Annotated in this window: 27 protein-coding genes and 1 riboswitch; of the genes, 21 read left to right on the top strand and 6 right to left on the bottom strand. The window is 39.2% G+C overall.

Translation table 11 applies throughout. The features are described from left to right. Window positions 1-177: 177 nt before the first annotated feature. The 8 genes from BW986_RS11170 (at window position 178) to BW986_RS11140 (ending at window position 8,278) form a co-directional block, all read left to right on the top strand. Window positions 178-1,038 (top strand): glycerophosphodiester phosphodiesterase, encoded by an 861-nt coding sequence (locus BW986_RS11170; RefSeq protein WP_260320835.1) that lies wholly within the window; start codon window positions 178-180, stop codon window positions 1,036-1,038. A 148-nt stretch (window positions 1,039-1,186) separates the two neighbouring features. Then, complete coding sequence (locus BW986_RS11165; protein WP_076367853.1) at window positions 1,187-2,326, top strand: zinc-dependent alcohol dehydrogenase; 1,140 nt, start codon at window positions 1,187-1,189, stop codon at window positions 2,324-2,326. Between the two features lie 337 nt (window positions 2,327-2,663). Next, on the top strand, window positions 2,664-3,116 hold the full coding sequence (locus BW986_RS11160; RefSeq protein ID WP_076367851.1) for a hypothetical protein: 453 nt from the start codon (window positions 2,664-2,666) through the stop codon (window positions 3,114-3,116). A 232-nt stretch (window positions 3,117-3,348) separates the two neighbouring features. Next, entirely contained in the window at window positions 3,349-3,882 is a 534-nt protein-coding gene (locus tag BW986_RS11155) for a histidine phosphatase family protein (RefSeq protein ID WP_076367849.1), read from the top strand. 169 nt (window positions 3,883-4,051) lie between these two features. Beyond that, window positions 4,052-4,840, top strand: a complete 789-nt coding sequence (locus BW986_RS11150) for an HAD family hydrolase (protein WP_076367847.1) — start codon at window positions 4,052-4,054, stop codon at window positions 4,838-4,840. 115 nt (window positions 4,841-4,955) lie between these two features. After that, window positions 4,956-5,070, top strand: a riboswitch (TPP riboswitch). A 135-nt stretch (window positions 5,071-5,205) separates the two neighbouring features. Continuing rightward, window positions 5,206-6,987, top strand: a complete 1,782-nt coding sequence (thiC, locus tag BW986_RS11145) for a phosphomethylpyrimidine synthase ThiC (RefSeq protein ID WP_076367845.1) — start codon at window positions 5,206-5,208, stop codon at window positions 6,985-6,987. A 22-nt stretch (window positions 6,988-7,009) separates the two neighbouring features. Continuing rightward, window positions 7,010-7,180 carry a hypothetical protein gene (locus tag BW986_RS30185; protein ID WP_179086054.1) on the top strand — a complete coding sequence of 57 codons (171 nt, stop codon included), beginning with the start codon at window positions 7,010-7,012 and terminating at the stop codon, window positions 7,178-7,180. A gap of 465 nt (window positions 7,181-7,645) precedes the next feature. Next, a complete protein-coding gene (locus BW986_RS11140; RefSeq protein WP_076367844.1) occupies window positions 7,646-8,278 on the top strand; it encodes a spore coat protein in 633 nt (210 codons plus the stop codon). Between the two features lie 58 nt (window positions 8,279-8,336). On the opposite strand, the gene BW986_RS11135 is transcribed toward BW986_RS11140, so the two are convergent. The 3 genes from BW986_RS11135 to BW986_RS11125 all read right to left on the bottom strand — a co-directional run bounded on the left by BW986_RS11135 (window position 8,337) and on the right by BW986_RS11125 (window position 10,106). Further along, window positions 8,337-8,702 (bottom strand): carboxymuconolactone decarboxylase family protein, encoded by a 366-nt coding sequence (locus BW986_RS11135; protein WP_076367842.1) that lies wholly within the window; start codon window positions 8,700-8,702, stop codon window positions 8,337-8,339. Window positions 8,703-8,815: 113 nt separating this feature from the next. Then, window positions 8,816-9,598, bottom strand: a complete 783-nt coding sequence (locus BW986_RS11130) for a cytochrome c oxidase assembly protein (RefSeq protein ID WP_076367840.1) — start codon at window positions 9,596-9,598, stop codon at window positions 8,816-8,818. Next, the gene (locus tag BW986_RS11125; RefSeq protein ID WP_076367837.1) at window positions 9,588-10,106 is read right to left on the bottom strand and encodes a DUF2243 domain-containing protein; all 519 of its coding nucleotides are present in this window, start codon (window positions 10,104-10,106) and stop codon (window positions 9,588-9,590) included. Before BW986_RS11125 ends, BW986_RS11130 begins: the two co-directional genes overlap by 11 nt. 290 nt (window positions 10,107-10,396) lie before the next feature. Here BW986_RS11125 and BW986_RS11120 point away from each other — a divergent pair, with 290 nt between their 5' ends. The 7 genes from BW986_RS11120 to BW986_RS30670 all read left to right on the top strand — a co-directional run bounded on the left by BW986_RS11120 (window position 10,397) and on the right by BW986_RS30670 (window position 15,196). Continuing rightward, entirely contained in the window at window positions 10,397-11,242 is an 846-nt protein-coding gene (locus BW986_RS11120) for a manganese catalase (RefSeq protein WP_076367835.1), read from the top strand. A 249-nt stretch (window positions 11,243-11,491) separates the two neighbouring features. Beyond that, window positions 11,492-11,629, top strand: a complete 138-nt coding sequence (locus BW986_RS31105) for a hypothetical protein (protein ID WP_311316546.1) — start codon at window positions 11,492-11,494, stop codon at window positions 11,627-11,629. 87 nt (window positions 11,630-11,716) lie between these two features. Next, window positions 11,717-12,484, top strand: coding sequence for an arylamine N-acetyltransferase family protein (locus tag BW986_RS11115; protein ID WP_076367833.1), 768 nt, complete (start codon window positions 11,717-11,719; stop codon window positions 12,482-12,484). A 152-nt stretch (window positions 12,485-12,636) separates the two neighbouring features. Then, a complete protein-coding gene (locus BW986_RS11110; RefSeq protein WP_142244569.1) occupies window positions 12,637-13,254 on the top strand; it encodes a hypothetical protein in 618 nt (205 codons plus the stop codon). Between the two features lie 370 nt (window positions 13,255-13,624). Next, a complete protein-coding gene (locus tag BW986_RS29570; RefSeq protein WP_142244568.1) occupies window positions 13,625-13,768 on the top strand; it encodes an anti-repressor SinI family protein in 144 nt (47 codons plus the stop codon). 217 nt (window positions 13,769-13,985) lie between these two features. Beyond that, window positions 13,986-14,549 carry a YdhK family protein gene (locus BW986_RS11105; protein WP_076367829.1) on the top strand — a complete coding sequence of 188 codons (564 nt, stop codon included), beginning with the start codon at window positions 13,986-13,988 and terminating at the stop codon, window positions 14,547-14,549. Window positions 14,550-14,944: 395 nt separating this feature from the next. Beyond that, complete coding sequence (locus BW986_RS30670) at window positions 14,945-15,196, top strand: hypothetical protein (protein ID WP_260320823.1); 252 nt, start codon at window positions 14,945-14,947, stop codon at window positions 15,194-15,196. Window positions 15,197-15,861: 665 nt separating this feature from the next. Here BW986_RS30670 and BW986_RS11095 read toward each other — a convergent pair. After that, complete coding sequence (locus tag BW986_RS11095; RefSeq protein WP_076367827.1) at window positions 15,862-16,698, bottom strand: RMD1 family protein; 837 nt, start codon at window positions 16,696-16,698, stop codon at window positions 15,862-15,864. 490 nt (window positions 16,699-17,188) lie between these two features. Between BW986_RS11095 and BW986_RS11090 the strand changes: the two genes are divergently transcribed. From BW986_RS11090 to BW986_RS11065, 6 genes are all read left to right on the top strand, one after another. Continuing rightward, window positions 17,189-18,373: a glycosyltransferase family 4 protein gene (locus BW986_RS11090; protein WP_076367825.1), complete on the top strand. Its 1,185-nt coding sequence runs from the start codon at window positions 17,189-17,191 to the stop codon at window positions 18,371-18,373. A gap of 20 nt (window positions 18,374-18,393) precedes the next feature. Next, entirely contained in the window at window positions 18,394-18,717 is a 324-nt protein-coding gene (locus BW986_RS11085) for a hypothetical protein (RefSeq protein WP_076367823.1), read from the top strand. Between the two features lie 37 nt (window positions 18,718-18,754). Next, a complete protein-coding gene (locus BW986_RS11080; RefSeq protein WP_076367821.1) occupies window positions 18,755-20,545 on the top strand; it encodes a glycosyltransferase family protein in 1,791 nt (596 codons plus the stop codon). A 330-nt stretch (window positions 20,546-20,875) separates the two neighbouring features. Continuing rightward, entirely contained in the window at window positions 20,876-21,361 is a 486-nt protein-coding gene (locus BW986_RS11075; RefSeq protein ID WP_076367819.1) for a PaaI family thioesterase, read from the top strand. 201 nt (window positions 21,362-21,562) lie between these two features. Further along, window positions 21,563-22,018 carry a LytTR family DNA-binding domain-containing protein gene (locus tag BW986_RS11070; protein ID WP_076367817.1) on the top strand — a complete coding sequence of 152 codons (456 nt, stop codon included), beginning with the start codon at window positions 21,563-21,565 and terminating at the stop codon, window positions 22,016-22,018. Further along, window positions 22,015-22,434 (top strand): DUF3021 domain-containing protein, encoded by a 420-nt coding sequence (locus tag BW986_RS11065; RefSeq protein ID WP_260320822.1) that lies wholly within the window; start codon window positions 22,015-22,017, stop codon window positions 22,432-22,434. Before BW986_RS11070 ends, BW986_RS11065 begins: the two co-directional genes overlap by 4 nt. Window positions 22,435-22,569: 135 nt before the next feature. Here BW986_RS11065 and BW986_RS30180 read toward each other — a convergent pair whose 3' ends face one another. After that, on the bottom strand, window positions 22,570-22,710 hold the full coding sequence (locus BW986_RS30180) for a hypothetical protein (RefSeq protein ID WP_179086053.1): 141 nt from the start codon (window positions 22,708-22,710) through the stop codon (window positions 22,570-22,572). A gap of 95 nt (window positions 22,711-22,805) precedes the next feature. Further along, window positions 22,806-24,875 carry a Na+/H+ antiporter gene (locus tag BW986_RS11060; RefSeq protein ID WP_076367813.1) on the bottom strand — a complete coding sequence of 690 codons (2,070 nt, stop codon included), beginning with the start codon at window positions 24,873-24,875 and terminating at the stop codon, window positions 22,806-22,808. Window positions 24,876-24,968: the final 93 nt, after the last annotated feature.

Genomic DNA, 24,968 nt, shown 5'->3' with positions numbered 1-24,968 from the left:
GGTTATTTTACTCATTTTTACTAATATATTATTTCTTTACATTATATTAGCTGTAGATTCACATTCCCCTTTTAAAATGATGGTAATAATAGGAGGGGGAGAGGGAAAGTGAAAACGAATATAAAGAAATTCGGTTTTTGTATGATGAGTGCGGCCTTTATATTGCAAGCTGCTTCCATGGGGGCCTCAGCTGCAAATGGAAATCATTCCAATTCATCTATTTATGAGAAGAAAATCGTGAATATTGCACATCGGGGAGCTTCTGGACATGCACCTGAACATACCATTCCCGCTTATCAATTGGGAGAACAAATGAAAGGTGACTACATAGAAATCGATCTTCAGATGACCAAGGATGGAAGATTGATAGCAATGCATGATGAAAAGGTGGATCGTACAACGAATGGTACAGGTCTGGTGAAGGATTTAACGTTGGCAGAGATCAAGAAACTGGATGCCGGTTCATGGTTCAATGAACAATATCCGCAATTGGCAAAAGAGGTATATGAAGGGTTGAAGGTTCCCACTCTTGAAGAAGTCTTTAAGAAGTTCGGAAAGCAGGCCAATTACTATATCGAAACAAAGTCCCCTGAAGTATATCCAGGAATGGAGGAAGAACTTCTACAGGTTCTGGAAGAATATAAAATGGTGGATTCAAAAGGCCGTACCAAGAATGTATTAATACAATCGTTCAGTAAAGAAAGCCTTATGAAGGTTCATGACATGAATCCAAAGTTACCGCTTGTGCAGCTTTTTTCTTATAAGAACCCAGCAACCATTTCCGATGAAGAATTGGAATCCATTAAGGAATATGCAATTGGCGTTGGCCCGAACTTCAATAGGGTTGACGGACAATATGTGAAGATGGTTCGCAGCCATGACCTTCAATTCCATCCATATACAGTAAATGATAGAGCGGATATGAAAAAGGCTCTTGAATGGGGTGCAACGGGGCTGTTCACTAATTATCCTGATGTATTCAGCGAGGTGTTAAGAGAGTACAAGCATGATAATCACAATGAAAATGGGAATTTATAAGGTTACTAAATTATGTGAGTCCCGGTTTTCCGGGGCTTTTTTTGTTATGAAGGGCATTTAATTATTGGGGAAATTAGGTGGACTTAGGCTTAGCAGGCTTTTTTGACGGGTATATCAAATGTAATAAAAATATTTTAGGAGGTTGATTATGAAGGCTGTCACTTTTCAAGGAGCAAAAGAGATACAGGTAAAACAAGTTGAAGATCCAAAACTTCAGCAAATGGATGATATCATCGTCAGAGTGACTTCAACGGCCATTTGCGGGTCCGATCTCCATATATATCAGGGTGCTTTGCCCACGCATAAGGATTATGTCATTGGCCATGAACCGATGGGCATCGTTGAAGAAGTGGGCCCGGAAGTTACGAAGGTGAAAAAAGGGGACAGGGTTGTCCTGCCCTTCAACATTTCTTGTGGGCACTGTTATTATTGTGAACATGATATGGAGAGTCAATGTGATAATTCCAACCCAAATGAAGCGGTGGATACAGGCGGATACTTTGGTTTTACGGAACGATATGGGAACTATCCAGGCGGGCAGGCAGAATATTTAAGGGTCCCATATGGAAACTTCATGCCGTTTGTCATTCCAGAGTCCTGTGAACTTGAAGATGAGGCACTATTGTTCATGTCCGATGTGCTACCAACCGCGTATTGGAGTGTAGAGAACGCTGGCGTCAAGAAAGATGATACGGTAGCGGTACTTGGTTGTGGGCCGATTGGCTTGATGGCTCAGAAGTTCGCTTGGATGAAAGGCGCAAAAAGGGTCATTGTAATAGACAATCTTCCTTATAGGCTCAATAGGGCAAAACAGATGAATAAGGTTGAGGCGTATAACTTCGATGAGTATAACGATATGGGCAGCTACATTAAGGAAATCACTTCAGGCGGGGCTGATGTGGTCATAGATTGTGTGGGGATGGACGGCAAGAAATCAACGATCGAGGCGATTGAGCAAAAGCTGAAACTCCAGGGAGGAACGTTAAGTGCGATCGAGATTGCACTTAAAGCCGTACGTAAATTCGGTACGATCCAACTGACTGGCGTATATGGATCCAAATATAATATGTTCCCATTAGGCAATTTATTTGAAAGGAACATTAACCTGAAAATGGGGCAAGCACCAGTCATTCACTACATGCCAAAGCTTTTTGATGAAATCATGGCCGGAGAGTTCGACCCCACGGAAATCATATCCCATAAAGTCCCTCTCGAAAAAGCGAGTGAAGCTTATCAAATCTTTAACGATCATGAGGATGAATGCATTAAAGTGGTGTTAAAGCCATAATCTGAAGCTTATAAAAAGTCCAATGCATGGAGCTGCATTGGACTTTTTGGTTAGGTTTACAAATAGTTAAGGGTGTATTATGGATAAACGTATAAAAGAGGTGTGAAATATGAATGATAATTATGCCTTTGAGCTGAAGAAATCAGGATTACACTGATTTTTTTCTATAATGGGTGGCTTTCGTTTTTCAGGGGAATCCGGAAATGAGGCGACTGACCCTTCAGATATGAATGAGCAAAAAGAAGAGGCAGTGCAAAGTGAACCTGAATAAGGGTTTTTGGTAATGAAAACGAGTATTTATATTATATAATGATAGTGTCAAAAGGAGGATGCATAGATGGTATATAATTCGGCAGCAGAACTTTGCGAAGGGTTTGGGTATCCGCCCGTTCACGTTAAATTGACGATAGAGATCGTCGATAAGAGATTGGGACCTGTAACGGCGGAAGCGGAGATTGCCGTCAAGCCTGTAAAGTCAAAGGAATATCTAGAAGTATTGGTTGAAGAATTGGAATCGGAGCATATTTTTGCTGATGAAAATGGCAGTATCTATGGCAGTTTCGGTATCGATCAAAGCATCCAGATATATGATGAAGTCCTGACTACAATTCCGTTCGAAGAGTTAATAGGAAAGGAAAATTGGATAGAGACAATTGAGGAATCAGTCACTATGGATAAGCTAAAGGAACAACTGGAGAAATCCCTCAATGATTATCAATTCAGTGATTTGAGCGGAAAATATAAATTCAGGAAAAGATGTACGATAACGGAACTTCAATTCATAGAATAAACCAAAACTGGAGAAGGCGAAATGCTTTCTCTTTTTTCGATGCCATCATAATTAAATGCTTATAGTGACACAATCCATAAGGTTTTTTTAAAAACATACATCAAGGAGAAATCCATAAGGTTTTTTATGGTTTCAACATACATTTTTTTATGGTTTTACATAGGGTAATATATTGATAAGGGCTTTTACAAGAAAACGAAATGTATCTTTTAAAAGATAAAAAGGAGAATATATGAAAATTGGTTTGGTACGGCATTTTAAGGTGGCACATGAATTTCCCACTGGGAGACCTGTGACGGCGGATGATATGAAGCAATGGTTTGAGGACTATGATGCCGCGGATATCATTTATGGAACGACTTTATTTGGTGTGGAGGAATGGAAGGAATGTTATTGCAGTGATATGTCGAGAGCTGTCAAGACAGCGGAACATATCTATCCAGGTACGGTTCATCGGATGGAGGAGCTGCGGGAAATACCTTCCCCCCCACTTAAAGGAAAAGTTAAGCTGCCGTTCATCCTTTGGGCCATCTGGATTCGCTGCTGCTCGGTAATCAACAGGCAGACAAGGGCGGAGATTAAGATCGCAGAGCGAAGGATCAATAAAGTATTGGATGAAGTCTTGGCAAAGGGGAAAAGGGATGTTCTGATCGTGAGTCATGCCGCCCTCATGGTATATATGAGGAAAGAGCTGATACGACGGGGTTTCACCGGTCCAAAATTCAAGATTGCCAGTAATGGAAAGCTTTATGTATTTGAAAGATGATAAAGGGAAAATATTGGGTTTACCACCAGGAAGGGTAAGTCATTTTTGCTGATTTTAAGAAAGAGGAAGGCATTTTCCGAATAGTTATTCTTTTTTTATTGGTTGTGGTTTATTATTGTAATAGTGTAATTTTTACGAATTCAATAATAGGGAAAGAGGGGTGGACATTTTGCTGAAGGCAGTTTTTTTTGATTTAGATGATACATTACTTTGGGATCAGAAAAGTGTAAAAGAGGCTTTTGTGGCCACATGCGAAGTGGCTAAGGAGAAATATGACCTGAATGTCGACGAGTTTGAAGAAGCGGTGCGAAAGGAAGCACGTGAGCTTTATTCTTCTTACGATACATACGCATTCACTCAAATGATCGGAATCAACCCATTTGAGGGATTATGGGGGAATTTTCAGGATGATCATGATGAATTCCGGAAGATGGCCGGGATTGCACCGGCTTATCGGAAAGAAGCATGGACGAGAGGTTTGAAGGCATTAGGGATCGATGATCCGGAATTTGGGATTGAACTGGCAGAACGTTTCCCGGCCGAGAGACGCAAGAAGCCATTTATCTATGAAGAATCATTCCGTGTACTGGATGAATTAAAAGGGAAGTACAAATTGCTATTGCTTACGAATGGATCTCCTGAACTGCAAAATACCAAACTTGAAATTACGCCTGAACTGGTTCCTTATTTCGACCAAATCGTGATTTCTGGCGCATTTGGACGAGGTAAACCGGATGCCTCCATTTTTGAGCATGCTTTGGAAATCATGGAGCTTGATAAGGATGAAGTGTTGATGGTCGGCGATAATTTAATGACCGATATCCTTGGAGCATCACGGGTAGGTATAAAGTCGGTCTGGATAAATCGCCATGATAAGGAACGGAATGAAGTGATTCCGACCTATGAAATCAAGCATTTAGAGGAGCTTTACCCAATCCTTGAGAGTCTGAGGAAATAATTAACAGTCCTCTCTAAATAACAAATTTTGGATGGGTGCAATAAAAATATTAGGTCTTTCAAATTATTTACAGAATGAAAAGGGTGATATATAGTTACCCTGTAATCAATTATATTATTCAGACTAGGGGTGTCCAATAAAAGTTGGGCTGAGAGAGAAGCGCTTAAGCTTCTTAACCCTCAGGACCTGATCTGGTTCATACCAGCGTGGGGAAGTTAGAATCTACTGGACAATGACTTTTCAATTGGTCATTTCTGTAGTCATACTAACGTTAGCCAGGTCTTAAATATGAGATCTGGCTTTTTCGTGCGAAATGGATTGGATTTTGTCCTTTTTAAATGAACTTAAAAAGGAGAAATGAAATCATGATGAGTAATTCTGTAAATGACATGAACGTTTCAATTATGTCCAGTTTTGCCGGGAGTAAAAAAGTGTATGTTGAGGGATCTAGACCTGATATTAAAGTACCTATGCGTGAAATTAAGCTAAGTCCGACTACAGGGACATTCGGCGAAGAAGAGAATCCGCCTTTACGAGTTTATGACACAAGCGGTTTTTATACGGATTCAGATTATCCCATTGATATTCGTAAAGGTCTTGCCCCGATTAGACGAAGCTGGGTTCTGGAACGGGAAGATGTTGAAGAGTATGATGGCCGTGAAATAAAGCCCGAAGATAACGGGTATAAAAAAGTTGAGTCACAATCCAACGCCGAAGTTTTTCCGGGATTGAAAAGAAAACCATTGCGTGCAGTGAAAGGGCAAAACGTAACCCAGCTCCATTATGCCCGTAAAGGTATCATTACTCCAGAAATGGAGTTCATTTCGATCAGGGAAAATGTAGCCCCTGAGTTTGTAAGGGAAGAGGTAGCTAGCGGGCGGGCTATCATTCCGGCAAATATTAACCATCCTGAAAGTGAGCCAATGATCATCGGACGTAATTTTCATGTGAAAATAAATGCAAATATTGGAAATTCCGCTGTTAGCTCATCGATCGAAGCTGAAGTGGAGAAAATGACCTGGGCTACACGATGGGGTGCAGACAATATAATGGATCTTTCCACCGGAAAGAATATTCACACGACCCGGGAATGGATTATCAGAAATTCACCTGTGCCAGTTGGGACGGTTCCGATATATCAAGCATTGGAAAAAGTGAATGGAGTAGCGGAGGATTTAAATTGGGAAGTTTTCCGGGATACATTAATCGAGCAGGCTGAACAAGGTGTCGATTACTTCACCATTCACGCTGGTGTGCTCTTGCGATACATCCCCATGACAGCAAAGCGAGTTACGGGAATCGTTTCCCGAGGAGGCTCCATCATGGCGCAATGGTGCTTGGCCCACCACCAAGAAAGTTTTCTCTATACTCACTTTGAAGAGATTTGTGAAATCATGAAGGCGTATGATGTCTCTTTCTCATTAGGTGACGGCCTCCGTCCGGGATCCATTGCAGATGCAAACGATGAGGCACAATTTGCTGAATTGGAAACACTTGGGGAACTGACGAAGATTGCTTGGAAGCACGATGTTCAAGTCATGGTGGAGGGACCCGGTCACGTACCGATGCATTTGATTAAAGAAAATATGGATAAGCAGCTGGAAGTCTGTCAAGAAGCACCATTCTATACCCTGGGACCATTGACAACGGATATAGCTCCTGGATACGACCATATCACTTCTGCCATTGGTGCTGCCATGATTGGATGGTTTGGCACTGCCATGCTTTGTTATGTAACACCGAAAGAGCATTTGGGACTTCCGAATAAAGAGGATGTTCGGGTAGGGGTCATAACCTATAAAATTGCGGCCCACGCAGCTGACCTAGCTAAAGGTCATCCGCATGCAAGAAAACGGGATGATGCCCTCTCGAAGGCCAGATTCGAATTTCGTTGGAGAGATCAATTCAATCTTTCCCTGGATCCTGAAAGGGCGGTCGAATATCACGATGAAACTCTTCCGGCTGAAGGTGCCAAAACAGCTCATTTCTGTTCAATGTGCGGACCAAAATTCTGCAGTATGAGAATCTCTCAGGACATTCGTGATTTGGCGAAGGAAAAGGGTCTGGGTTTTGAATCGGTAATCGATGAAGGGCTTAAAGAAAAAGCGAATGAATTTAGGAAAACGGACGGGGAAATCTATCAATGATTCCGACGAGAGGGAGAATTCGATGAATCGGGTAATCCAGATAAAAGTTGAAATGAAACAGTTGGAAACTCAATTGGAACAGCTGAAAAGAGAGCTGAACATTTTTCGGGAAAATTGCAAACATGAATTTGTAATGAATGATTATAGTCAACAATGTACAAAGTGCTACTTAATCGAAAGTCTGCAATGGTAGTGTTGCCTTAATTGTCCTTTCATTATCGGAATTAATCCCTTAATCATGTTGGGCATTCAAACAAAGTCAACATGATTAAGGGGATATTTTTTATGCTCATTCATTAAAGCAAAGTTGGAAAATATAAATGCCGTTTGATACTTAACATTTTATTCCTTGTAGCCATTCTTGATAACATTCATCACAGAGCATTTCATTTCTATCCGTGTCAGTAACTTGAAACGTTACGACATGGATTTTTTTTTTTCTTCCGTTTCATCAGTACAATAGAAGCATTTATGTGTCAATAGAAATCCTCCCGTTCAAATAAAAGTGTTTATAGTTTTAAACGTCACGTTTTTTTTATACAGAAAACTTGTCTGCAGCTTAATTGGTCCTCTTGGAAGAGTTTAGATTGAATAATCCAGTTGGGGTTTAACATACTAAACTTGTTCGCATCATTGATAAAACGAGGAGGGAAATACAATGCAAAACCAATATCAACAAGGTCAAGTACACCAGAACATGCAAACGGGTGCCATTCCCCCACAAATGAATCACGGTGGTCACGAAGTATTTGATGTACATGAAGTGTTGTCGGGAACGATTGGTACTTTAAACACGTATACTCTTTTACGTCAGCATATCAAGGATCAGGAATTACTTGACATTCTGGATCGTCAATATCAGTTCATCCAAGATGAATATAATATTTCATTGGAGTGCTTCCAAACGGGCCAGGATCCTTCTAAACGGACTCAGAGTTACAAAATGAATCAAGGTAACGATTTTATATATGGATTGACACCAACTCAGCCAAAGAAACCTTTGCAATCCGTATCGGAAATTACGGATGAATGCATATCAGGCTTGATGCTTGGAGCTGTTAAGTCTGCAGCATCCATGAAAGCGATGGCAGCGCTTGAAATAACGAATCCGGTGGTTCGCCGCGTATTTGCAGATTCCGTTCCGAACTGCATTGAAATGGCATATGAGATTTCGATATATCAAAACAAACATCATTACTACCAAGTTCCACAGCTTGCACAGCAAGATATGCAGCAAATGATGAAGTCGTATGCACCCGCACAAGGAAATAACAATAACATGAGTCATTAAAATCGTTTGTTAAGAACATAAAGAAGGGATAGGACTAATTCTCCTATCCCTTTTTTTATCATTGTTTCATCTGATTTATTTCCTGGATGCATTCCTGGACGAGGGTTACAGCCTGACTCATCGTGGCTCCTCCGCCAAATGCTGCGGTCACACCAATGGCTTCAAGAATTTCTTGTTCGGAACAGCCTTGATCAAGACATCCTTTTGTATGATAGATAATACAATATTCATCTTGTGAATATAAGCTTATTCCTAGTGCGATAAGCTGTTTTTCTTTCTGGGATAATTGACCTTCTTTAAAGCACTCTTCCGTAAACGAATTGAATTTCTCTGCGAAATCAGGCATTTTATGCGTAAAGACACCGATTCCAGCTTTATAATCACGAAGAGCATTTTCAGTAGAATTGTTAGCTTCAAATTCCATTTTCCATTCAGCTCCATCCTAAATTTTTTTCATCAAAAATTAGTATGAGCTAAATGTTGGACGATTAAACAGAAACATAGGAGTTTACCAAAGTAACCATGGAACCGTCCTTCCTACATGGCAAGTGAACCCTTAGGCCGGGTGGCTTTGAACCATTTATAACAAAGGATGCAAATAAGTGCAACGTCAATGGCATCACCGGCATAGTACATTAACATTCCTCCATTTTCCGCTTGTTCCTTGGTGACTCCGCTTGGAGGATGGGCAAAAATATATTTAGAAAGGATATCATGGCCGGCCAGTGAAATTGTAAATACGATTGCTCGAAACATATAGCTGAACCTGTGGGGTGCAGGGTCCATATAAATCATGGACGCAGTGAATAGATAGCCTGCTATGAACACGTGAAAATGCACCAATGCATGTAGAAGGGCGTTTTGATGCATTAACCCATATAACCCAGTCGTATAAAGTATCCAGAGTCCCCCGATATTAAGCGCGGAAGCAGTGATTGGATGACTTAAAATGCGCAGCGGCCAACTTTTCAAAAACTTTGAAAGTCTTCTTGCTGATTGTACATCAAGTGTCCGCAGTGCAAGAGTAATAGGTGCAGCAAGCACGAGTAGGATGGGTGCGATCATTCCAAGCAGTAAATGACCAACCATATGCGCTGTGAAGTCCATATGTGCGCGATTGGCCAGGGGGCCTATAATTGCAGAAGCTGCACAGATGGTGCCAAGAATCCAAAAGAAAGTACGGTATAAGGGCCATTTTTTATAGCGGCGGTTCGAAATTACCACAGCTGCGATATAAATAACGATAACGAGCGAGAAAAGAATCAATAAAATCGGTTCAAAACCAGTTCCATTATCATGAATATGCCCATTACTGTGCATTGCGGCCGTCTTCTTTCATATTAAGTAAGCTGCGCCTTGTTTGAATGACGATGGTAATGCCGATCAGTATCATGATTGTGGCTGCAATGTTCCAAATCAAGTCGTATGGGAGAATATCGACATTGTAACGGATTTGATGAAGACGCATGAGCTTGTGCTGGATAATCCCATCATATAACTGAAAAGAACCTGCCCCGAGCAAAACTCCCCCTATCCACCTTTTCAGCCATAATCCCTTTCGGCGGCGAAGGTCAGCGAACATGAAAAGAGACGCGACCGTTGCGAACCAGCTTAGGGCATGAAATAAACCATCCGAGACAAGTCCGATACCGGATGTGGACTTGTCATAGAAATGGTGCCAATGTAATAGTTGATGAAAGATGGCCTCATCGATGAATGCCACCAATCCGATCCCGAATAGAAAACCGGACCATAGATTACGAGCGGAATACGTATATCGCAATTCTGAAATGGATTGATTTTTTTGATTTCGGGGCCTGAAATCCATTTTCCATCCTCCTTATAAGTTTCTTTATATATGGTTGATTTCCCTATATATGGTTCTTTTTACTTTACCCTGTAGTGCAAAGTTATAGACAGGTAAATGGATCTTTTATAAATCTTATTAGTGATCCATTCATAGTCCTAAGATATCCTTGGATTTTTCAGTGGTCATTGTTAATTGCATGTAAATTTTTCCTGAATATTGGTTCATTATAACTGGATTCATGTTTCAAGCATGGACAGGCGGGTAATAAAAATTTAGAAAGTCAACTATTAATAAAAGGAGGAGTTAATATGTTTCGTCATCAAAAAGAGTTGCAATTTGAAGTTAAGGTAGAGCGGCCAGATCCGATGCTTGCACGTCAAATCCAGGAAGTGTTAGGCGGACAGTTTGGGGAAATGACTGTCATGATGCAATATCTTTTTCAGGGTTTTAACTGCCGTGGAGAAGAAAAATACAAAGATATGCTGATGGATATTGGTACAGAGGAAATTGGACATGTAGAGATGCTTTGTTCGCTCATTAGTCAATTGCTTGATGGCGCTTCTCCGGAGGATCAGGCAGAAGCCGCAAAAGATCCTGCTACAGCAGCGATCATGGGTGGAATTAATCCCCAGCATTTGCTCGTAAGCGGACTTGGCGGACTGCCAACCAACTCGAATGGGGTGCCTTGGAACGGATCTTATATTGTAGCGAGCGGAAATCTATTAGCGGACATGCGATCGAATTTGCATGCTGAAAGCCAAGGACGCCTTCAAGTGGCCCGTTTATATCATATGACCAAAGATGAAGGGGTCCGTGCTACATTCCGTAAAATGTTAGCCCGTGATCGATACCACCAATATCAATGGATGGCGGCCATTGCAGAACTTGAAGAAAAAAATGGCGTTGTCGTTCCCGCGTCATTCCCACCGGAAGTGGAAATGGAATCTCAACCGGAAGCGTACGAATTCTGGAACTTGTCAGAAGGTAATGAATCAGGAGACGGCCTTTGGGCAACAGGAAGCGCCCCAGATGGTACAGGAGATTTTGTTTATGTAGCTGAACCAGTTGCAAAAGGGCAGATTCCTAACCCTAAGGTTCCGGCAGCACAATTGCATCATGACCTGGATAGAAGTCAATCGCTTAATAAAAGGTAATAGAAACTTTTCAACAAAAAGCTCGATGGCCCCTAAAGGGACATCGGTTTTTTTATGTTTACAAAATCTGATTATTTGCGTGTGGAAATGTTTTGGAGTAGCATAGTTTCCATCTTCAAGACTCCATTTTAAAGAATGGTCACTATTTTAATAGTAAGAAGTGGGACAAATGAAAACAGTAAGTGCAGAACAATTGCTATGTAAAGATTTTTCCAAGCCCATGCCGGAAAAGGGCAATTATTAATTAAGGTGAAAGTTTTTACGATAAATAGAACGGATATTATTTCACGAGAAGGGAAATCCGGTTATATGGCCAATCCAATATTGGGGGTTGAAGTTTCTGGGGAAGTGGTGGAAAGGGAAAAGGTGGAGCTAATGGCAGAATGATTGAAGAATGAAATATGGACAAAGTATAATGAATATATACAGAGTCAAGATACTCTTCGTCGGTATCTGTCTAAAGGGGGAATCTTAATGAATGAACTGAATTCATTATTCAGGAAAAGAATAGGGCTCCAGGAAGATGTGAAACTGACATTTGAGAAATTAGATGAAATTCTGGATAAGACAGCGAAAACCATTCCTTTTGAAAACTTATCGATCATGGCATCCCATCTGAATGATATCAATAAAACAAATATCATGAACAAAGTCCTGGTGAGGAATGAGGGTGGATTATGCTATGAATTGAATGCAGCCCTTTATTTCTTCCTGAAGGAAAATGACTTTGATGTATTCTTGGTACGGGGTGTCATCTATAATCAGGGGTGGATGACCATAGGAAGGACCCATGTCACCATTCTATTGAACCAAGAGGGCCGAACCTATTTGATCGATACGGGTTTTGGCGGGAATCTGCCTTTAAAACCAGTTCCGTTGAACGGAGAAACGGTCGTTTCCCAAAATGGTGAATTCAGGATAAAAAAAGAAAGTACCGACCATGGAGATCATATCCTTGAATTAAAACTGAAACATAAAGATCGTGATTGGAGAATGGGGTATGCTTTCGATTCTTCAAAACCGGTAGGAAATGTAGCGGAACTTAATGAGGTCCAAACGATCATCAGGGAAAATCCCCAATCGCCATTTAATAAGCACCCATTAATCACCCGTTTGACAGACAGCGGGAACATCACTTTAACTGATACATCCTTTACACAGTGGGAAGATGGGAAAGTGACGAAAGAAGAAATAGATGGAACACGATTTAAAGAGCTAATGAAACAGCACTTCGATAGATAGTGGAAAAAAGGCCTGAATATCAAAGGGGTCCATACCGAAAGACTGTCCATTCCCGACAGTCTTTTTATGAATAGTCGGCGAGGATGCTGGCGGACAGGAAGCGAATTTCTAAAAACTTTCAATAGATTCGAATTCAGTGGGGTGAGAAGGATATGGAGAGGAAGAATCGATTGGTTTTTACTAGATCGAATGCAGCTGCTAAACGAAAATTCGATGATGCGATCACCATTTTGGAATATAGCGTAATGCTCGTTGAACTCTTTGGATTAGAAGAGTTCAACAATATAATTGCCGGACAGTTAAGGCTGATTCTATGTGAAACGAAAAATACGCGCATAAAGCGGGAAAAGGTCACGATTGACCACTCATTAATTAAGAAAATCAATCCTAACCCGAAATTGTATCCCATCAAAGACTCCATTCAAATGAGTAATGTTCATATTACGGAAGACCTCTTCGATTATACAAAACAGAGGATTGAGCTTAAGCTTTGGAGAAATCAAATTATCTATAAAACCAATATCGAAGGGAAAATCCAGGAAATAAAAATCATTGATTTTATTAAGGAAACAGCAAATAAGATTGGCGGTGCGCAAGCTGAATCAAGTTTCCCTAATAAGTCCATTATTTCGGATGGACATACCAAAATCATGTTAATAGGCATAGCGAAAGGGTTATTCAAATCCATAGGCAGGGATTATAAAAAACATGCCTCCATGAACCTTTCACATATCATGCAAAAAATCGAACAATCAACTTTGGGAGACTAGACATAAGAAGGACTTTTGACCAAGTCCTTCTTGCTTGATTTCCAGGCAATATCCTGCAGGATTAATCACCTCAAATAACCTCTTTCAATAAACCATCTCTTTTTACCTCGGTTAAACCACGCTCGAAAGCATGCTGTTCACTTTTATTATTAAAAAATTAAGGTTATTAATTTAGAAGAATGGGGGGTTCCCGGATTACAAACAAACATGGGGGCCTTATATGTAAATGTAAAGACTTATTAAATTTACACTAAAATGCAGCTATGGATGATTGAGATAATTTATAATGATATTCCGAATATAGTGTTACACATTATTGGAAAAACAGACTGGAAATTTTAACTGAAAATAAAAAGGAAGAGATGATGATATGAAGGATTTTGAAGGAAACCTTCCTGCGGAATGGCTGGACTTAGTTACATTGGCAATGAAATCGGATGTTACAAAAGAGCAATTCAAAAAGTTTCTGCAAGAAAAGTCGAATAGCAAGAAAAGTAGCGATTGTGGTGGCTAAATGGAATCCTGTTCAGCCAAAGAAAGGTGATTTTTCCATCTGCGGAAAGGTTCTTCTTTTTTCAGTCCGTTAATATTAACGCTATCAGGTTAAATTCAGGAAGGGCTGTTGCATAAAAAAAGTATGAGGCATCATTATTTTTTCCAAGAGTCACTCCATATTTTCTGCATATTTAATTGATAAGATGGATGAAATCATTAAGGAGGTTTTATTCAATATGAAAAAAAGAAAAAAATCGCCTATCATCCTATCATTATTAGCAGCGCTGTTTTTAGGCCTTGGCGCATGTTCCAATAGCGGTGATAAAAACAAAGAAGGTAAAGAAGAAATGGAACATAGTGAAATGGACCATTCTAGCTCGGGCGATGTTCCTGAAGGATTAAAAGCTGCAGAAAATCCAACATATGAAGTTGGAAGTCAAGCGATTATCGAATCAGGTCATATGGAAGGCATGAAGGGGGCGGAAGCAGCAATAGTGGGTGCATTTGATACGACTGCTTATGCAATTTCGTATACGCCTGCAGCTGGCGGAGAAAAAGTGGAAAATCATAAATGGATCATTCACGAAGAGATCGAAGATGCAGGTGAGAAGACGTATGAACCAGGAGCGGAAGTCACAGTGAATGCTTCTCATATGGAAGGGATGAACGGGACAGTCGCTGAAGTTGAATCTGCTGAAAAAACGACTGTTTATATGGTCGATTTCACACCGACTACGGGGGGAGAAAAAGTGAAGAACCATAAATGGGTAACGGAAAGTGAATTATCAGCGTCTGAATGATTTAAAATCATGATTTGCAAAACAGAAGAAGAAAATAAGTCTTGGTTATCCTTCCTGGTTGTTTTTTTAGATGAAACTCTAACTAGTTTGAAGAAATTTGCGACACTCCTGCCGAATAACTGGCTAGCCAAGGCACCAAAGGAGCTTGCCTTGAGTAGGCTTGGCAGACAGTAGGCGGAAAGGGAGAGGATTTCTGAAAGCGACAGGAACATTTTTTTGAAAAAATTTAAACAACTCGCTTTTCTTTGAGTTTGTCTACAGTCTGAAGGAATGGTAACAAAGCCATTCCTTTTTTTGTGAATAAACTTTCTTGAAGATTATTGTTTGTAGTGGATTGTAAAACTTTAGTATCTGTTAATATGGATTTATCAAAATGCAAAAAATGGGGTGCAAGTATGGTGACTGGATTAACTATTAGACCTTTTATCGAAAATGACTATGAGGCGCTAAGCAACTATTGTTTACCGATAGAACAAGCAATCTATACTTCTTTACCTTTGAAAGTTATCGAAGACTTCAGGAAGGATAAATATAACCTCCCCATGGTCATTTATTTAGATGAGGATTTGATTGGTTGTTTTGCCTTATATTCGGATAAAGCGGGAAATCAATATACAAGTAATGAGAATGCGATTCTTCTTAAATAATTCTCCTTGGATTTGCGCCATCAAAAAAAGGGGCTGGCTTTTAAGACTTTAAAAGTGTTGCCTAAGATGATCAAACTAAGTCATCCAGATAAAAATGAGATTATACTAACAGTGCATCATTCAAACGTTCCAGCGATAAACTTATATAAAAAAGCTGGATTCGTTGACAAAGGATACAGATTTAACGGGGAAGAAGGGGAGGAATTTATTTTCCATTTACCTCTGGATTAAGGGAGCCTTAGATCACTTCCGGAATGCTTTGACCCGATAGGAAAAGAATTTAATTAATCGTCAGTATACAGTCAGCTTAAATATGAATGAAAGAGTGGTTAAACGCAAAATAAGCATCTAAACGATGCTTAAGACTAAGACAAACTCGATGAAAATCAAGTTTGTCTACAGTTTTTATGAGGGTTTGTAAAACCTCGAACGTCGATTTCCACTCCAGGCACTCGCTTTCCGCGGGCGGTCCGGGAGCCTCCTCGGCGCCTGCGGGGTCTCGCACCTTCCGTTACAATCAACTTTGTTTTGATATTTAGATAAAACCTCTTTTGTCTTCAAACTCAAGCATCTAAAAGATGCTTATTTTTTGGAAGGCATTCCATCCAACCTACCATTCAGGAATTTTCACCATAATTCTAATTTGGATACGATATGTTCAGAATTCATGGTATCCATCCTACAATTTCTAAAATCGTGAGAACGATCTCAAAGACAATGAGAATCACAATGATCCATTCGACGAACAGCCCCCTGATCGAATGGCTGATGTTAGAAAACCCATCCATAATGTTATATAAAATTTCGGTTTTACTTTTCAAGATTTTATACCGATCATTCAATTCAAAAAAATCAAGCATTCTGTCATAAAATTCGCCGGCAATACTGCTTGTCCATGTAATATCAGGTTTATCCAGAATCATGATATACGCTAGGGTATTGTACTCGTGACGTACGATTTTTGCCGTCGTCCTCGCTAGTTCCTTATTGCCGATTCTCAGCTTGCCTTTTTCCAGTCGGTCTATCATGGCTTCGAGCTTGTCGTGGATTTTTCCCAGTTGTTCCTCGGTTTTTTCGAGTGCCACCGATTTTGCGAGAATAGTGGAAATTAATTCAGGGTAGAAAAATTCAAATTTAGGCACAACTACATATTCGTCTGTCAAATTGATGTTTTCAGTTTCACTTAAGTGAAGGCTGTAATCGTCTGTATATCTATCTACATTAACGAGATCAATGTCCGGCTCGAAAGAATGGATAAAGGATGAAAATTCCTTAATCTCATCCGCGTGTGAGTAGTTAATGAAGACAATGCTGCCAAAGGAAAAAACCAGCACCTGTTGCGATTCATCCACATTTTTATTAAGGATGGAACTTAGAATATCGCCTTTAAGGATTAAAGGCTCTTCCCAGGTGAATTTTTTAGGGATGCCGCAATGAATGGCTATTTTGTTCAAATCAATTTCATTAGTGATTGCACATGCTTTAAAGGTAATCGGTCCCATCTATATCACTCTCTTCGGCAAATTGGTCTTTTTTCGATTCTATTCTATTCTTACAAAAACATGCTTGAATAATTCTTGAAGGTAGAAAAAGTTAACTGCGGTCGCTGAACTAATAAATTCCATTAAGGATAAAAAATAATCAAGTCTATGCTTTGGGTTTATGCTCTACACTCTCAAGTTCTATTAACGGATAAAAAATACAATAGTTTATATGTAAGAGGGTGATTCCGGTAAATGGATCGCCCTTCTTTATTTTGCTGATCCTCCCGGTTATGTCATTACTGAAACTTAACAAAAACATATAAAAGTTCATGAAAACTTTACTTTTATTTACAGAATTCTCATATTGATGTCAATATTCAGTAATACATGTTTGTTATAATCGATTGACGGTTTTAAATGTGATTGGAAAAGGGTCTTCTAAAAATCCTTCATTTACAGAAAAGAAGCAGGCTGATTGAAGATGACTGAATAGTAGGGGTGAACAAAAATGGAGGAATCTATAAATCTATATGAGCTTACATTTAGTGAAAAAGATAGATATGTAATCATTACGAATGCTTATCCACATGAAGATCAGTTATATCGGAATGGGTTTATCCATCGAAGAGTCAAGGCTTATCTGGATGAGGGTTTGAAGGTTGATGTCTTTGTTTTGCATCCTGCCTATAAAAAAGCAGAAAAGTATACGTATGAAGATGTGCCTGTTTATCGAGGAACTGAACAGCATCTGCGCATTTTCTTAAATCATAAAGTACATAAAAAAGCACTCATTCATTTTGTTAATCCCAAAATGGTACAAGCGATAAAAGAAACGAACACAGATTTACCGATTATCACCTGGATACATGGATTTGAAACGGAGGCATGGCATAGGAGATGGTTTAATTTTCTTGAAAGTCCTGAAAGCTTGAGGAAGATACTTGAAATGTCGGACGACTATTATGTAGAACAGCTTTCTTTTATGAATTGGTTTTATCAAACGAATGAATTGGATACAACCTTTGTTCATATTTCCAAATGGTTCAAAGAACATATTGCGGAATGTGACGCAAGAGCGGAATCGAAAAATTCAGTAATCATTCCTAATGTAATAGATGACAATCTGTTTACCTTTATGGAAAAGCCCGTTGAAAAGCGGACCAAAGTCCTTTCAATCAGGCCATACGCTTCACGAAAATACGCCAATGATTTATCGGTGAAAGCAGTGCTGGAACTATCGAAGAGACCATACTTCGATAAGTTGGAATTTGCATTCTATGGTGATGGAAAATTGTTCGATCAAACCGTTGAGCCAATCCGGGATTTTGAGAATGTAACGATTCATAAAGGTTTCCTATCACAGGAGCAAATCGCTGCATTACATAAGGAGTATGGAATTTTCCTTTGCCCGACCCGTTTGGATTCTCAAGGGGTTTCTATGTGTGAGGCAATGTCGAGTGGGCTAGTGCCGGTTTCAACAGATATCACGGCAATCCCGGAATTCGTAAAACACGACGTTTCTGGCCTTCTAACAAAACCTGAGTCCCCTACCGAAATTGCAGATGCAATAGAGCGCTTATATTACAACTCGGACGTATTTTTAAGAGTGTCAAAACAAGCTTCTCAGTCGATTCGAGAAAAATGCGCGGTAGATGTTGTTATTAAAAGAGAATTGGAGATTATCCAAGGTTAAATGAGGGGAGTTTTTTCAATATGGACGAACGAAATGAATATTGGAAAACTATGTATGAGGAACTTGAATTACAAATGAAAGACATGATGTCCATGACATTGGAGCTCATAGAGGGAAGTGGCACGGAAAAACAAAAAATAATTGAGAATATTACAAAAGAAAATAGTAGGCTGCGGGAAGAATTAGAAAAAAATAAGATGGCCCAAAAAGAAAATATTCAGCTTAACAAAGAAATACGAAGACTTAAGTTATTAGAACACAAATTCAATGTTACATATGCAGGGAAATTCACGTTAAAATATCTTGCGCTTAAATCATCTATTAAAGAACAAATAAAAAAATAAACATTCATATCAGATTTCAGTCATTGGAGTGAAAACTTTGAATTCACATGAACTAGTTGAAAACAGAAAAATGAAGGTGCTTCTATTTGGCTTTATTGACATGAATTCAATGGATGGATCTGCAGTATTTTTATCTTCCTTAGCATCGACCATTGCGTTAGATTCCAACATCGAAGTTGACTTACTTTTAGCTAGCCCGGTCAAACGTGATATCTTAATTCAGCCTCTTGAGAAATTTGATAATATAACCATTCTCAATCCTTTTGTTGATCCTTTTTTTAGAGCCACAGATGATGAGTGGGTAAAAAAAGGTGTCATTGATTTTGATATAGCTGAAATGCTCATTTCACATTATTGGAGTCAAAAGGAATATGATTGGCTATTTGTAAGAAGCATTGAGACTGTTGAAAAAATAGCAAAGCATAGGCATATCATAAAGAATACATTAGTTTATGCTACAGGCTTGACTCACATAGGTCAGGATGTTAATGAAGAAAAATTTGAGAGCATTAAAAATATATATGATCAGTGTGCGTATTTCTTATGTCAAACAGAAGAGATGTGCGAATTTGTCATTGAGATTCTTAATTTGAATAAAGAAAAAAACAAAGTTTCCCTGCTTACCCCGATGATACCGAACGTTGAATCAGCAGAAGGGCAGACCCGGTTAAAAAACAAACTTGTATATACAGGGAAATTCGACCCTGATTGGAAGACCATTCCCATCATTACTGCCTTTAAAGAATTAAAGCGCGAGATTCCGAATCTATCACTTGATGTAGCGGGGGATAAATTCAAATGGGTTAAAGATGATTCTCAGTTTAAGGAAGAAGCGGCATACCTCCTTAAAAATACAGATGGGCTTACATGGTACGGAGCATTGACAAGGGAGAATGCCCAACAATTAATCGTGAACAGTGATATTGGGATAACCTGGAGAAGTGAGGAAATGGACAGCAGTCTGGAACTGTCTACAAAGCTATTGGAGTATGGGATCTTAAGGAAGGCTGTAATAATGAATCCAACCGAAATGCATATAAAGCTTTTTGGCGAAGATTACCCGTTATATGCTGTTACAGAGAAGGATTTCCGTGACGCTGTCAAGTTAGCGCTATGTAATAAGGATATATATGAGTTTGCTGCAAAACGAATGTATCAAGTTAGCAGGCAGTTTTTATTTTCGGAAGCAATAAAAAAACTGCAAGGTCTATTATGGAGCAAACGTATTACAGATTATGTAAATGAAAGTGCGGATATGTTTTATATTGATGAAGATGATTTTGATGAACTGAATAAGCATGCACCATCAAAAAAAGTGAAAAAAATGCCTGTAGAGTTTAATGTTGACGAAGTTTTCACCTATATTGTCAAAAACATACCTGAAGAAATAAAACGAATTGAAAAACTGTTTAAACTGTCTGGGTATGGTCAAATCACTTCAGCAGAAAAATCTGGATGTTATACATTTCTCCACATCCATAAAAGTAATGGAAACTTTGAACAAAATTTTCAAAATAACATGTCATATTTAAAAACCATAGGATTTGAAACCTATGGCAACCCTAAATTAAAACCAAAAGATGTGGAAGTTTCAATGAAAGAACAGGCAATTGTCGATAATAAAAACAATGAAATTAAAGTGAAAAATAAAAAATTGGTTAAAGAAGTAAAGCAATTAAAAAAACTGAACACAGTTCAACTTAAACAAATTACTAAGCTGGAGAAACAAAACCTAGCACTTGGACGTAAATATGATTCACTTTCGAAGTCGAAAATGGGTAAAATGACATTCAAGTATTGGGATTTAAGAAAAAGGCTTAACTTTTAATAAGAAGGTAAGCCTGAAATTAGTCAATGCAATGGCAGACACTTCTTAACTATATATTAGTCAAAGGAAAGCTCCTGAATGCTGCACGCTAACAGGGGACTTTGTCATTTATATCGAGTAAAGGGGCAGGGTGATTCTTGCAAACTTTTTATTTTATGTTGTCGATTTCCGCAGTATGTATAAAGCTGCGTCAGTTTACTTTATTAAAACTTGGACGTAGCCTTAATAAAGAATCACGGAATTACAAAAAAACTAATCTTTCACCAATTACCCAAATAGACCGAATACCCTTTAATGGTGTTATAATATTCTGAAAAAGGGGGAGAGATGATGGAGGAGAATGTTCTAAAAGCGATTCAAGATGATTATCCAGATGAATTTGCATGGTGTTATGGATGTGGTCGCTTAAACAATGATGGTCATCATTTTCGAACGGGTTGGCAAGGCGAGCAAACAAGGACAATTTATACACCACGACCAGAGCATATCGCAATTCCAGGATTTGTTTATGGCGGCTTGATTGCATCTTTAATTGATTGTCATGGAACAGGTTCCGCTGCTATTGCATTGCATCGTAAAAATGGTCATGAAGTTGGAGAGGGAGTGGAGCCTCCAAGGTTCGTGACAGCTTCACTGAAAGTGGATTTCGTAAAGCCAACCCCAAATGATGTGCCATTAATAGCCGTTGGGACGGTTCATGAAATACATCCTAAGAAGTGGAGAATCGAAACAGAGGTTTTTGCCATCGATAAACTTTGCGCCCGTGGAGAGGTAATCGCTGTTGTGATGCCAAGTACTTTTACAAGCAAAGAGTGATCTTAATCAAAATAAACGCATTTAAAATCAGAATTAGATTTTATATTAAAGGGCCGTCCAATTATTTGGACGGTTCTTTAATGTATCTGAGTATCCATTTCAAGCATGTTATTGCTATAAAGTGGCATGTAGCTGGAAATCACAAGCGAATTGTCAAAAATATCAATATACTTACATTATAAGCAAAGGGAGGTCGCAGAGATGAAAATAAACATAGAGATAGATGAGGAGGTCCAAGCGATAGAGGTGCTTATCCGCAATCATGAATGGAATGAGGAAGTGCAGGAACTGATGGAGCGCTTGAAGGAGAGGAAAAGACCGTATTTTGTCGGCAGGAAGGGAGAAATGCAGCATGTCTTCCGGGCGGAAGAAATTATCTATTTGTTCACAGAGCAAGATTCCATAATGGTGCGGACAAAACAGGGTACTTTCGAAATGAAAGAAAGGTTATATGAACTGGAAATGGACCTTCCCGGTAATCAATTCGTGCGATTGTCCAAGTCAGTGATTGCCAATTTGGATGAGTTAAGCAGATTCGAGGCGTTTTTCAACGGGACCTTATGTGTGTACTTCCGATCAGGGGAAAAAGAATATGTTTCCCGCCACTATGTTCAAGGGATCAAGAAAGCATTTCAATGGAAAAGGAAGGGATTATGATGAAAACACTATTATTCCGCAGCTTTGTTGGGATTTGCTTTGGGGCACTCGTAATGGTGCTGACATGTTTTGGGGTGATCGCTTTTGGGGAAGCTGCTTCATTGGACAGTGGAATATTTGTAAAAAACGCCATTGGCTGCATATTATGCGGCTGGTTCTTCAGCACGGCAACACTCTTCTTTGAAAATGAAAACTGGAGTTTGTTATCTCAAACCATTCTGCACTTCCTGACCGTCAGCATTCTTTACTTTCTATTATCCTTCTTTGTTGGTTGGATTCCTTTCAGCTTAAAAGGATTTGCTATAGGAATTGGGATTTTCATACCATTCTATATGATCATTTGGACCATATTCTATCTCTACTTTCGCTTCCAAATGAAAATATTGAATGATGGACTTGATAAGAGAAGGAATTGAGTGTGGATTGATCAGTTAGAGCGGTGTAAAGCTGAACCGCAAGAAAATAATAAACCGTCAGGAAAGGCATTTTCATATAACACACCGGCTTCATGATGCATGCATTAACTGCGGTATGTTCAATTGAAACAACAGTTAAAGCTGCAAAACGATTAACTTTGCATTTGACTGAACAAGAATTCCAAAAAGGATAATGGGTTCAAGTGCCAGGAAGATACCGTACCAACTTAAACTAAAATCCCTTATACCTGCTCGACCTATAGCAGGTCTTTTCATTTCATTTTTCCTGTGGTATTACTCCTGTTGTTTGACCCCCTTTGGATTTAAATAAAGAGACACCGCTCGCTGTTGTATCGGTGTCCCTTTGTATTTTATCGGCTTTCTATCATTAACATTTCATCATAGATTAAGTGTTGTCTAAGCTCAGTGGCTGTTTGCATGGATATTTGCTCATCTTCAACCATTTGCTGAATGATATCACGTTCGATTTGCATCGCATTCAACTGAAAATGACTCACCATCTCTTTAAAGCGATTTGCTTCTTTTTCACTTAATGTTCCGAATGGATTCAAATAACGATTATATCTTTGAATGACAAGCATGACTTCATGACGGTTTTCAGGTGCAGTTTGTTGTTTGATCAATGAAATAGCTTCCTTTGAAGCTTCTTTTTGTGCTTTACGGAACTCCCGGATCAGGTCAGCATTTTTAACGATGGAGTCCTCTAATTTCGCTTCCCATTTCTTATCCCATTTGACATTGATCTTTTTCTTGAAAAGAATCGCCTGCAAATTGACCCAAGCCCTTTTCAGCGAAGGTTTTTGCATATAATTTAAGGTTCTTGAAATATATACTTTATAAAGTTCAAAGGCTGTTTCCGATATAGTCCCTTTTTCGACTAATCCAGAAACGACCTCCAATTCCTTGTTGGCACCTAGCTCCACTAAATCACGTATTGTCCGATTATCCGGTCTATTCGTTATTCCCCGCTCCAAATCTATCAGTTGTTCATTTAAATCTTCCATCACTTGATGGACTGCTTTCTGATTATCGATGGTTGCTTCTTTGCTCAGCTGATCGATCGTTTTATTTAAAACAATTTTATAAGCCTCATCAGGGGTTAGGCGTTCATCTTTGAATTCAATCGGTGTCTTTACCAGTAATGGCAAGAGTACCGTAGCCAATATGACGCTTAACAATATGACGCAAGCTGCGATAAACAAGACTGTATTACGCATCGGGAATAAAGAGTCATCCGGCATGAAATATGGTATGGATAAAGCTGTAGCCAATGTAATGGTGCCATGAATGCCGCTAACGGATGTCAAAAATGCAAATCGTGATCTTGAAACATTCCCATCATCGTTGTCTTCGCCATCTTCTGGATGAACCCTTGACATGATGAATTGCTCTAATGGATTCACTCTGTTTTTCGTAAAAGTATCATGCAAAATGTATACCCAAATAAAACGGATCACCAATAATAAAAGAACGATCAAAACACTTATCCCAAAAAGATTACCCCTATTTAAGTCGGACTCAATCTCCTGATAAACACTCGGTAACATGAATCCTAATAAAGCAAATACAAGTCCATTCAAAACATAACCTAATACAGACCATGTATTAGTTGATACAATTTGCAATTTAGTTGTGGAACTCTGAAGGCGGTCCCGCTCGATGCCATGAATTACACCTGCAGCAACCACTGCCAAGATTCCGGATACATGGAATTCTTCAGCTACCATATATATGGCAAAAGGCGTAATCAGTTCAATGACAGTTGACATGGAGATTTCTTCAAGTCCATGAACCCGTAAAAATAATCGTAATTTAACGATTAAATAGCCCAATAGGATCCCTATAAAAATACCGCCCAAAGCTACAAATATAAAATTAAGCGAAGCATCTTTTATAGAAAACACTCCAGTTAAGGCAGCTGCCAGGGCCACTTTAAAAGCAACGATTCCAGCAGCATCATTGAAAAGTGATTCACCTTCAAGGATGGGCATCATATTTCCGGGCAATTTCAACCCTCTTGTAATCGATTGTACTGCTACGGCATCCGTAGGGGTAATCGTGGCTGCTAAAGCAAAAGCGACAGCCATCGGCATATCGGGTATTAACCAGTGGATGAAAAACCCTCCTGCAAAAACGGTCACGAATACTAACCCAAAGGCCAATAACAGAATAGGCTTACGCAATTCAAGCATTTCTTTACGGGACGTATTTTTTCCTTCTGTAAAGAGCAGCGGAGCAATGACACAGATCATGAATAATTCTGAATGAAAATCCAACGATAATTGAAATGGCAATAATGAAAGCACTGCCCCCATGGATATCTGATATATCGGTAGTGGAATACGAGTCCATTTGGCATTTAATATTGTCGCGATTATTGTGGAAACTAATAATCCGAGCAATGTAATTAAGAATGACATAGAAATCTCCCTTATCTTCTAATGTTTTAGTCTGATTGCCCATGAAAAAGATAAAAAAGCAGAGGTATTTTAAAGCGAATATCCATCCTTTAA

Origin of the sequence: Peribacillus simplex (genome assembly GCF_900156045.1) — a bacterium.
GTDB classification, from domain to species: Bacteria; Bacillota; Bacilli; order Bacillales; family DSM-1321; genus Peribacillus; species Peribacillus simplex_D.
This window is presented reverse-complemented; position numbering and strand designations above follow the sequence as displayed.

What these genes read in the sequence shown, in the direction of transcription:
- BW986_RS11170 (WP_260320835.1), top strand. Translation starts at nt 178, where the DNA reads ATGGGGGCCTCAGCTGCAAATGGAAATCATTCCAATTCATCTATTTAT.
- BW986_RS11165 (WP_076367853.1), top strand. Translation starts at nt 1,187, where the DNA reads ATGAAGGCTGTCACTTTTCAAGGAGCAAAAGAGATACAGGTAAAACAA.
- BW986_RS11160 (WP_076367851.1), top strand. Translation starts at nt 2,664, where the DNA reads ATGGTATATAATTCGGCAGCAGAACTTTGCGAAGGGTTTGGGTATCCG.
- BW986_RS11155 (WP_076367849.1), top strand. Translation starts at nt 3,349, where the DNA reads ATGAAAATTGGTTTGGTACGGCATTTTAAGGTGGCACATGAATTTCCC.
- thiC (WP_076367845.1), top strand. Translation starts at nt 5,206, where the DNA reads ATGATGAGTAATTCTGTAAATGACATGAACGTTTCAATTATGTCCAGT.
- BW986_RS30185 (WP_179086054.1), top strand. Translation starts at nt 7,010, where the DNA reads ATGAATCGGGTAATCCAGATAAAAGTTGAAATGAAACAGTTGGAAACT.
- BW986_RS11140 (WP_076367844.1), top strand. Translation starts at nt 7,646, where the DNA reads ATGCAAAACCAATATCAACAAGGTCAAGTACACCAGAACATGCAAACG.
- BW986_RS11135 (WP_076367842.1), bottom strand. Translation starts at nt 8,702, where the DNA reads ATGGAATTTGAAGCTAACAATTCTACTGAAAATGCTCTTCGTGATTAT.
- BW986_RS11130 (WP_076367840.1), bottom strand. Translation starts at nt 9,598, where the DNA reads ATGCACAGTAATGGGCATATTCATGATAATGGAACTGGTTTTGAACCG.
- BW986_RS11125 (WP_076367837.1), bottom strand. Translation starts at nt 10,106, where the DNA reads ATGGATTTCAGGCCCCGAAATCAAAAAAATCAATCCATTTCAGAATTG.
- BW986_RS11120 (WP_076367835.1), top strand. Translation starts at nt 10,397, where the DNA reads ATGTTTCGTCATCAAAAAGAGTTGCAATTTGAAGTTAAGGTAGAGCGG.
- BW986_RS11115 (WP_076367833.1), top strand. Translation starts at nt 11,717, where the DNA reads ATGAATGAACTGAATTCATTATTCAGGAAAAGAATAGGGCTCCAGGAA.
- BW986_RS11110 (WP_142244569.1), top strand. Translation starts at nt 12,637, where the DNA reads ATGGAGAGGAAGAATCGATTGGTTTTTACTAGATCGAATGCAGCTGCT.
- BW986_RS29570 (WP_142244568.1), top strand. Translation starts at nt 13,625, where the DNA reads ATGAAGGATTTTGAAGGAAACCTTCCTGCGGAATGGCTGGACTTAGTT.
- BW986_RS11105 (WP_076367829.1), top strand. Translation starts at nt 13,986, where the DNA reads ATGAAAAAAAGAAAAAAATCGCCTATCATCCTATCATTATTAGCAGCG.
- BW986_RS30670 (WP_260320823.1), top strand. Translation starts at nt 14,945, where the DNA reads ATGGTGACTGGATTAACTATTAGACCTTTTATCGAAAATGACTATGAG.
- BW986_RS11095 (WP_076367827.1), bottom strand. Translation starts at nt 16,698, where the DNA reads ATGGGACCGATTACCTTTAAAGCATGTGCAATCACTAATGAAATTGAT.
- BW986_RS11090 (WP_076367825.1), top strand. Translation starts at nt 17,189, where the DNA reads ATGGAGGAATCTATAAATCTATATGAGCTTACATTTAGTGAAAAAGAT.
- BW986_RS11085 (WP_076367823.1), top strand. Translation starts at nt 18,394, where the DNA reads ATGGACGAACGAAATGAATATTGGAAAACTATGTATGAGGAACTTGAA.
- BW986_RS11075 (WP_076367819.1), top strand. Translation starts at nt 20,876, where the DNA reads ATGGAGGAGAATGTTCTAAAAGCGATTCAAGATGATTATCCAGATGAA.
- BW986_RS11070 (WP_076367817.1), top strand. Translation starts at nt 21,563, where the DNA reads ATGAAAATAAACATAGAGATAGATGAGGAGGTCCAAGCGATAGAGGTG.
- BW986_RS11065 (WP_260320822.1), top strand. Translation starts at nt 22,015, where the DNA reads ATGATGAAAACACTATTATTCCGCAGCTTTGTTGGGATTTGCTTTGGG.
- BW986_RS30180 (WP_179086053.1), bottom strand. Translation starts at nt 22,710, where the DNA reads ATGAAAAGACCTGCTATAGGTCGAGCAGGTATAAGGGATTTTAGTTTA.
- BW986_RS11060 (WP_076367813.1), bottom strand. Translation starts at nt 24,875, where the DNA reads ATGTCATTCTTAATTACATTGCTCGGATTATTAGTTTCCACAATAATC.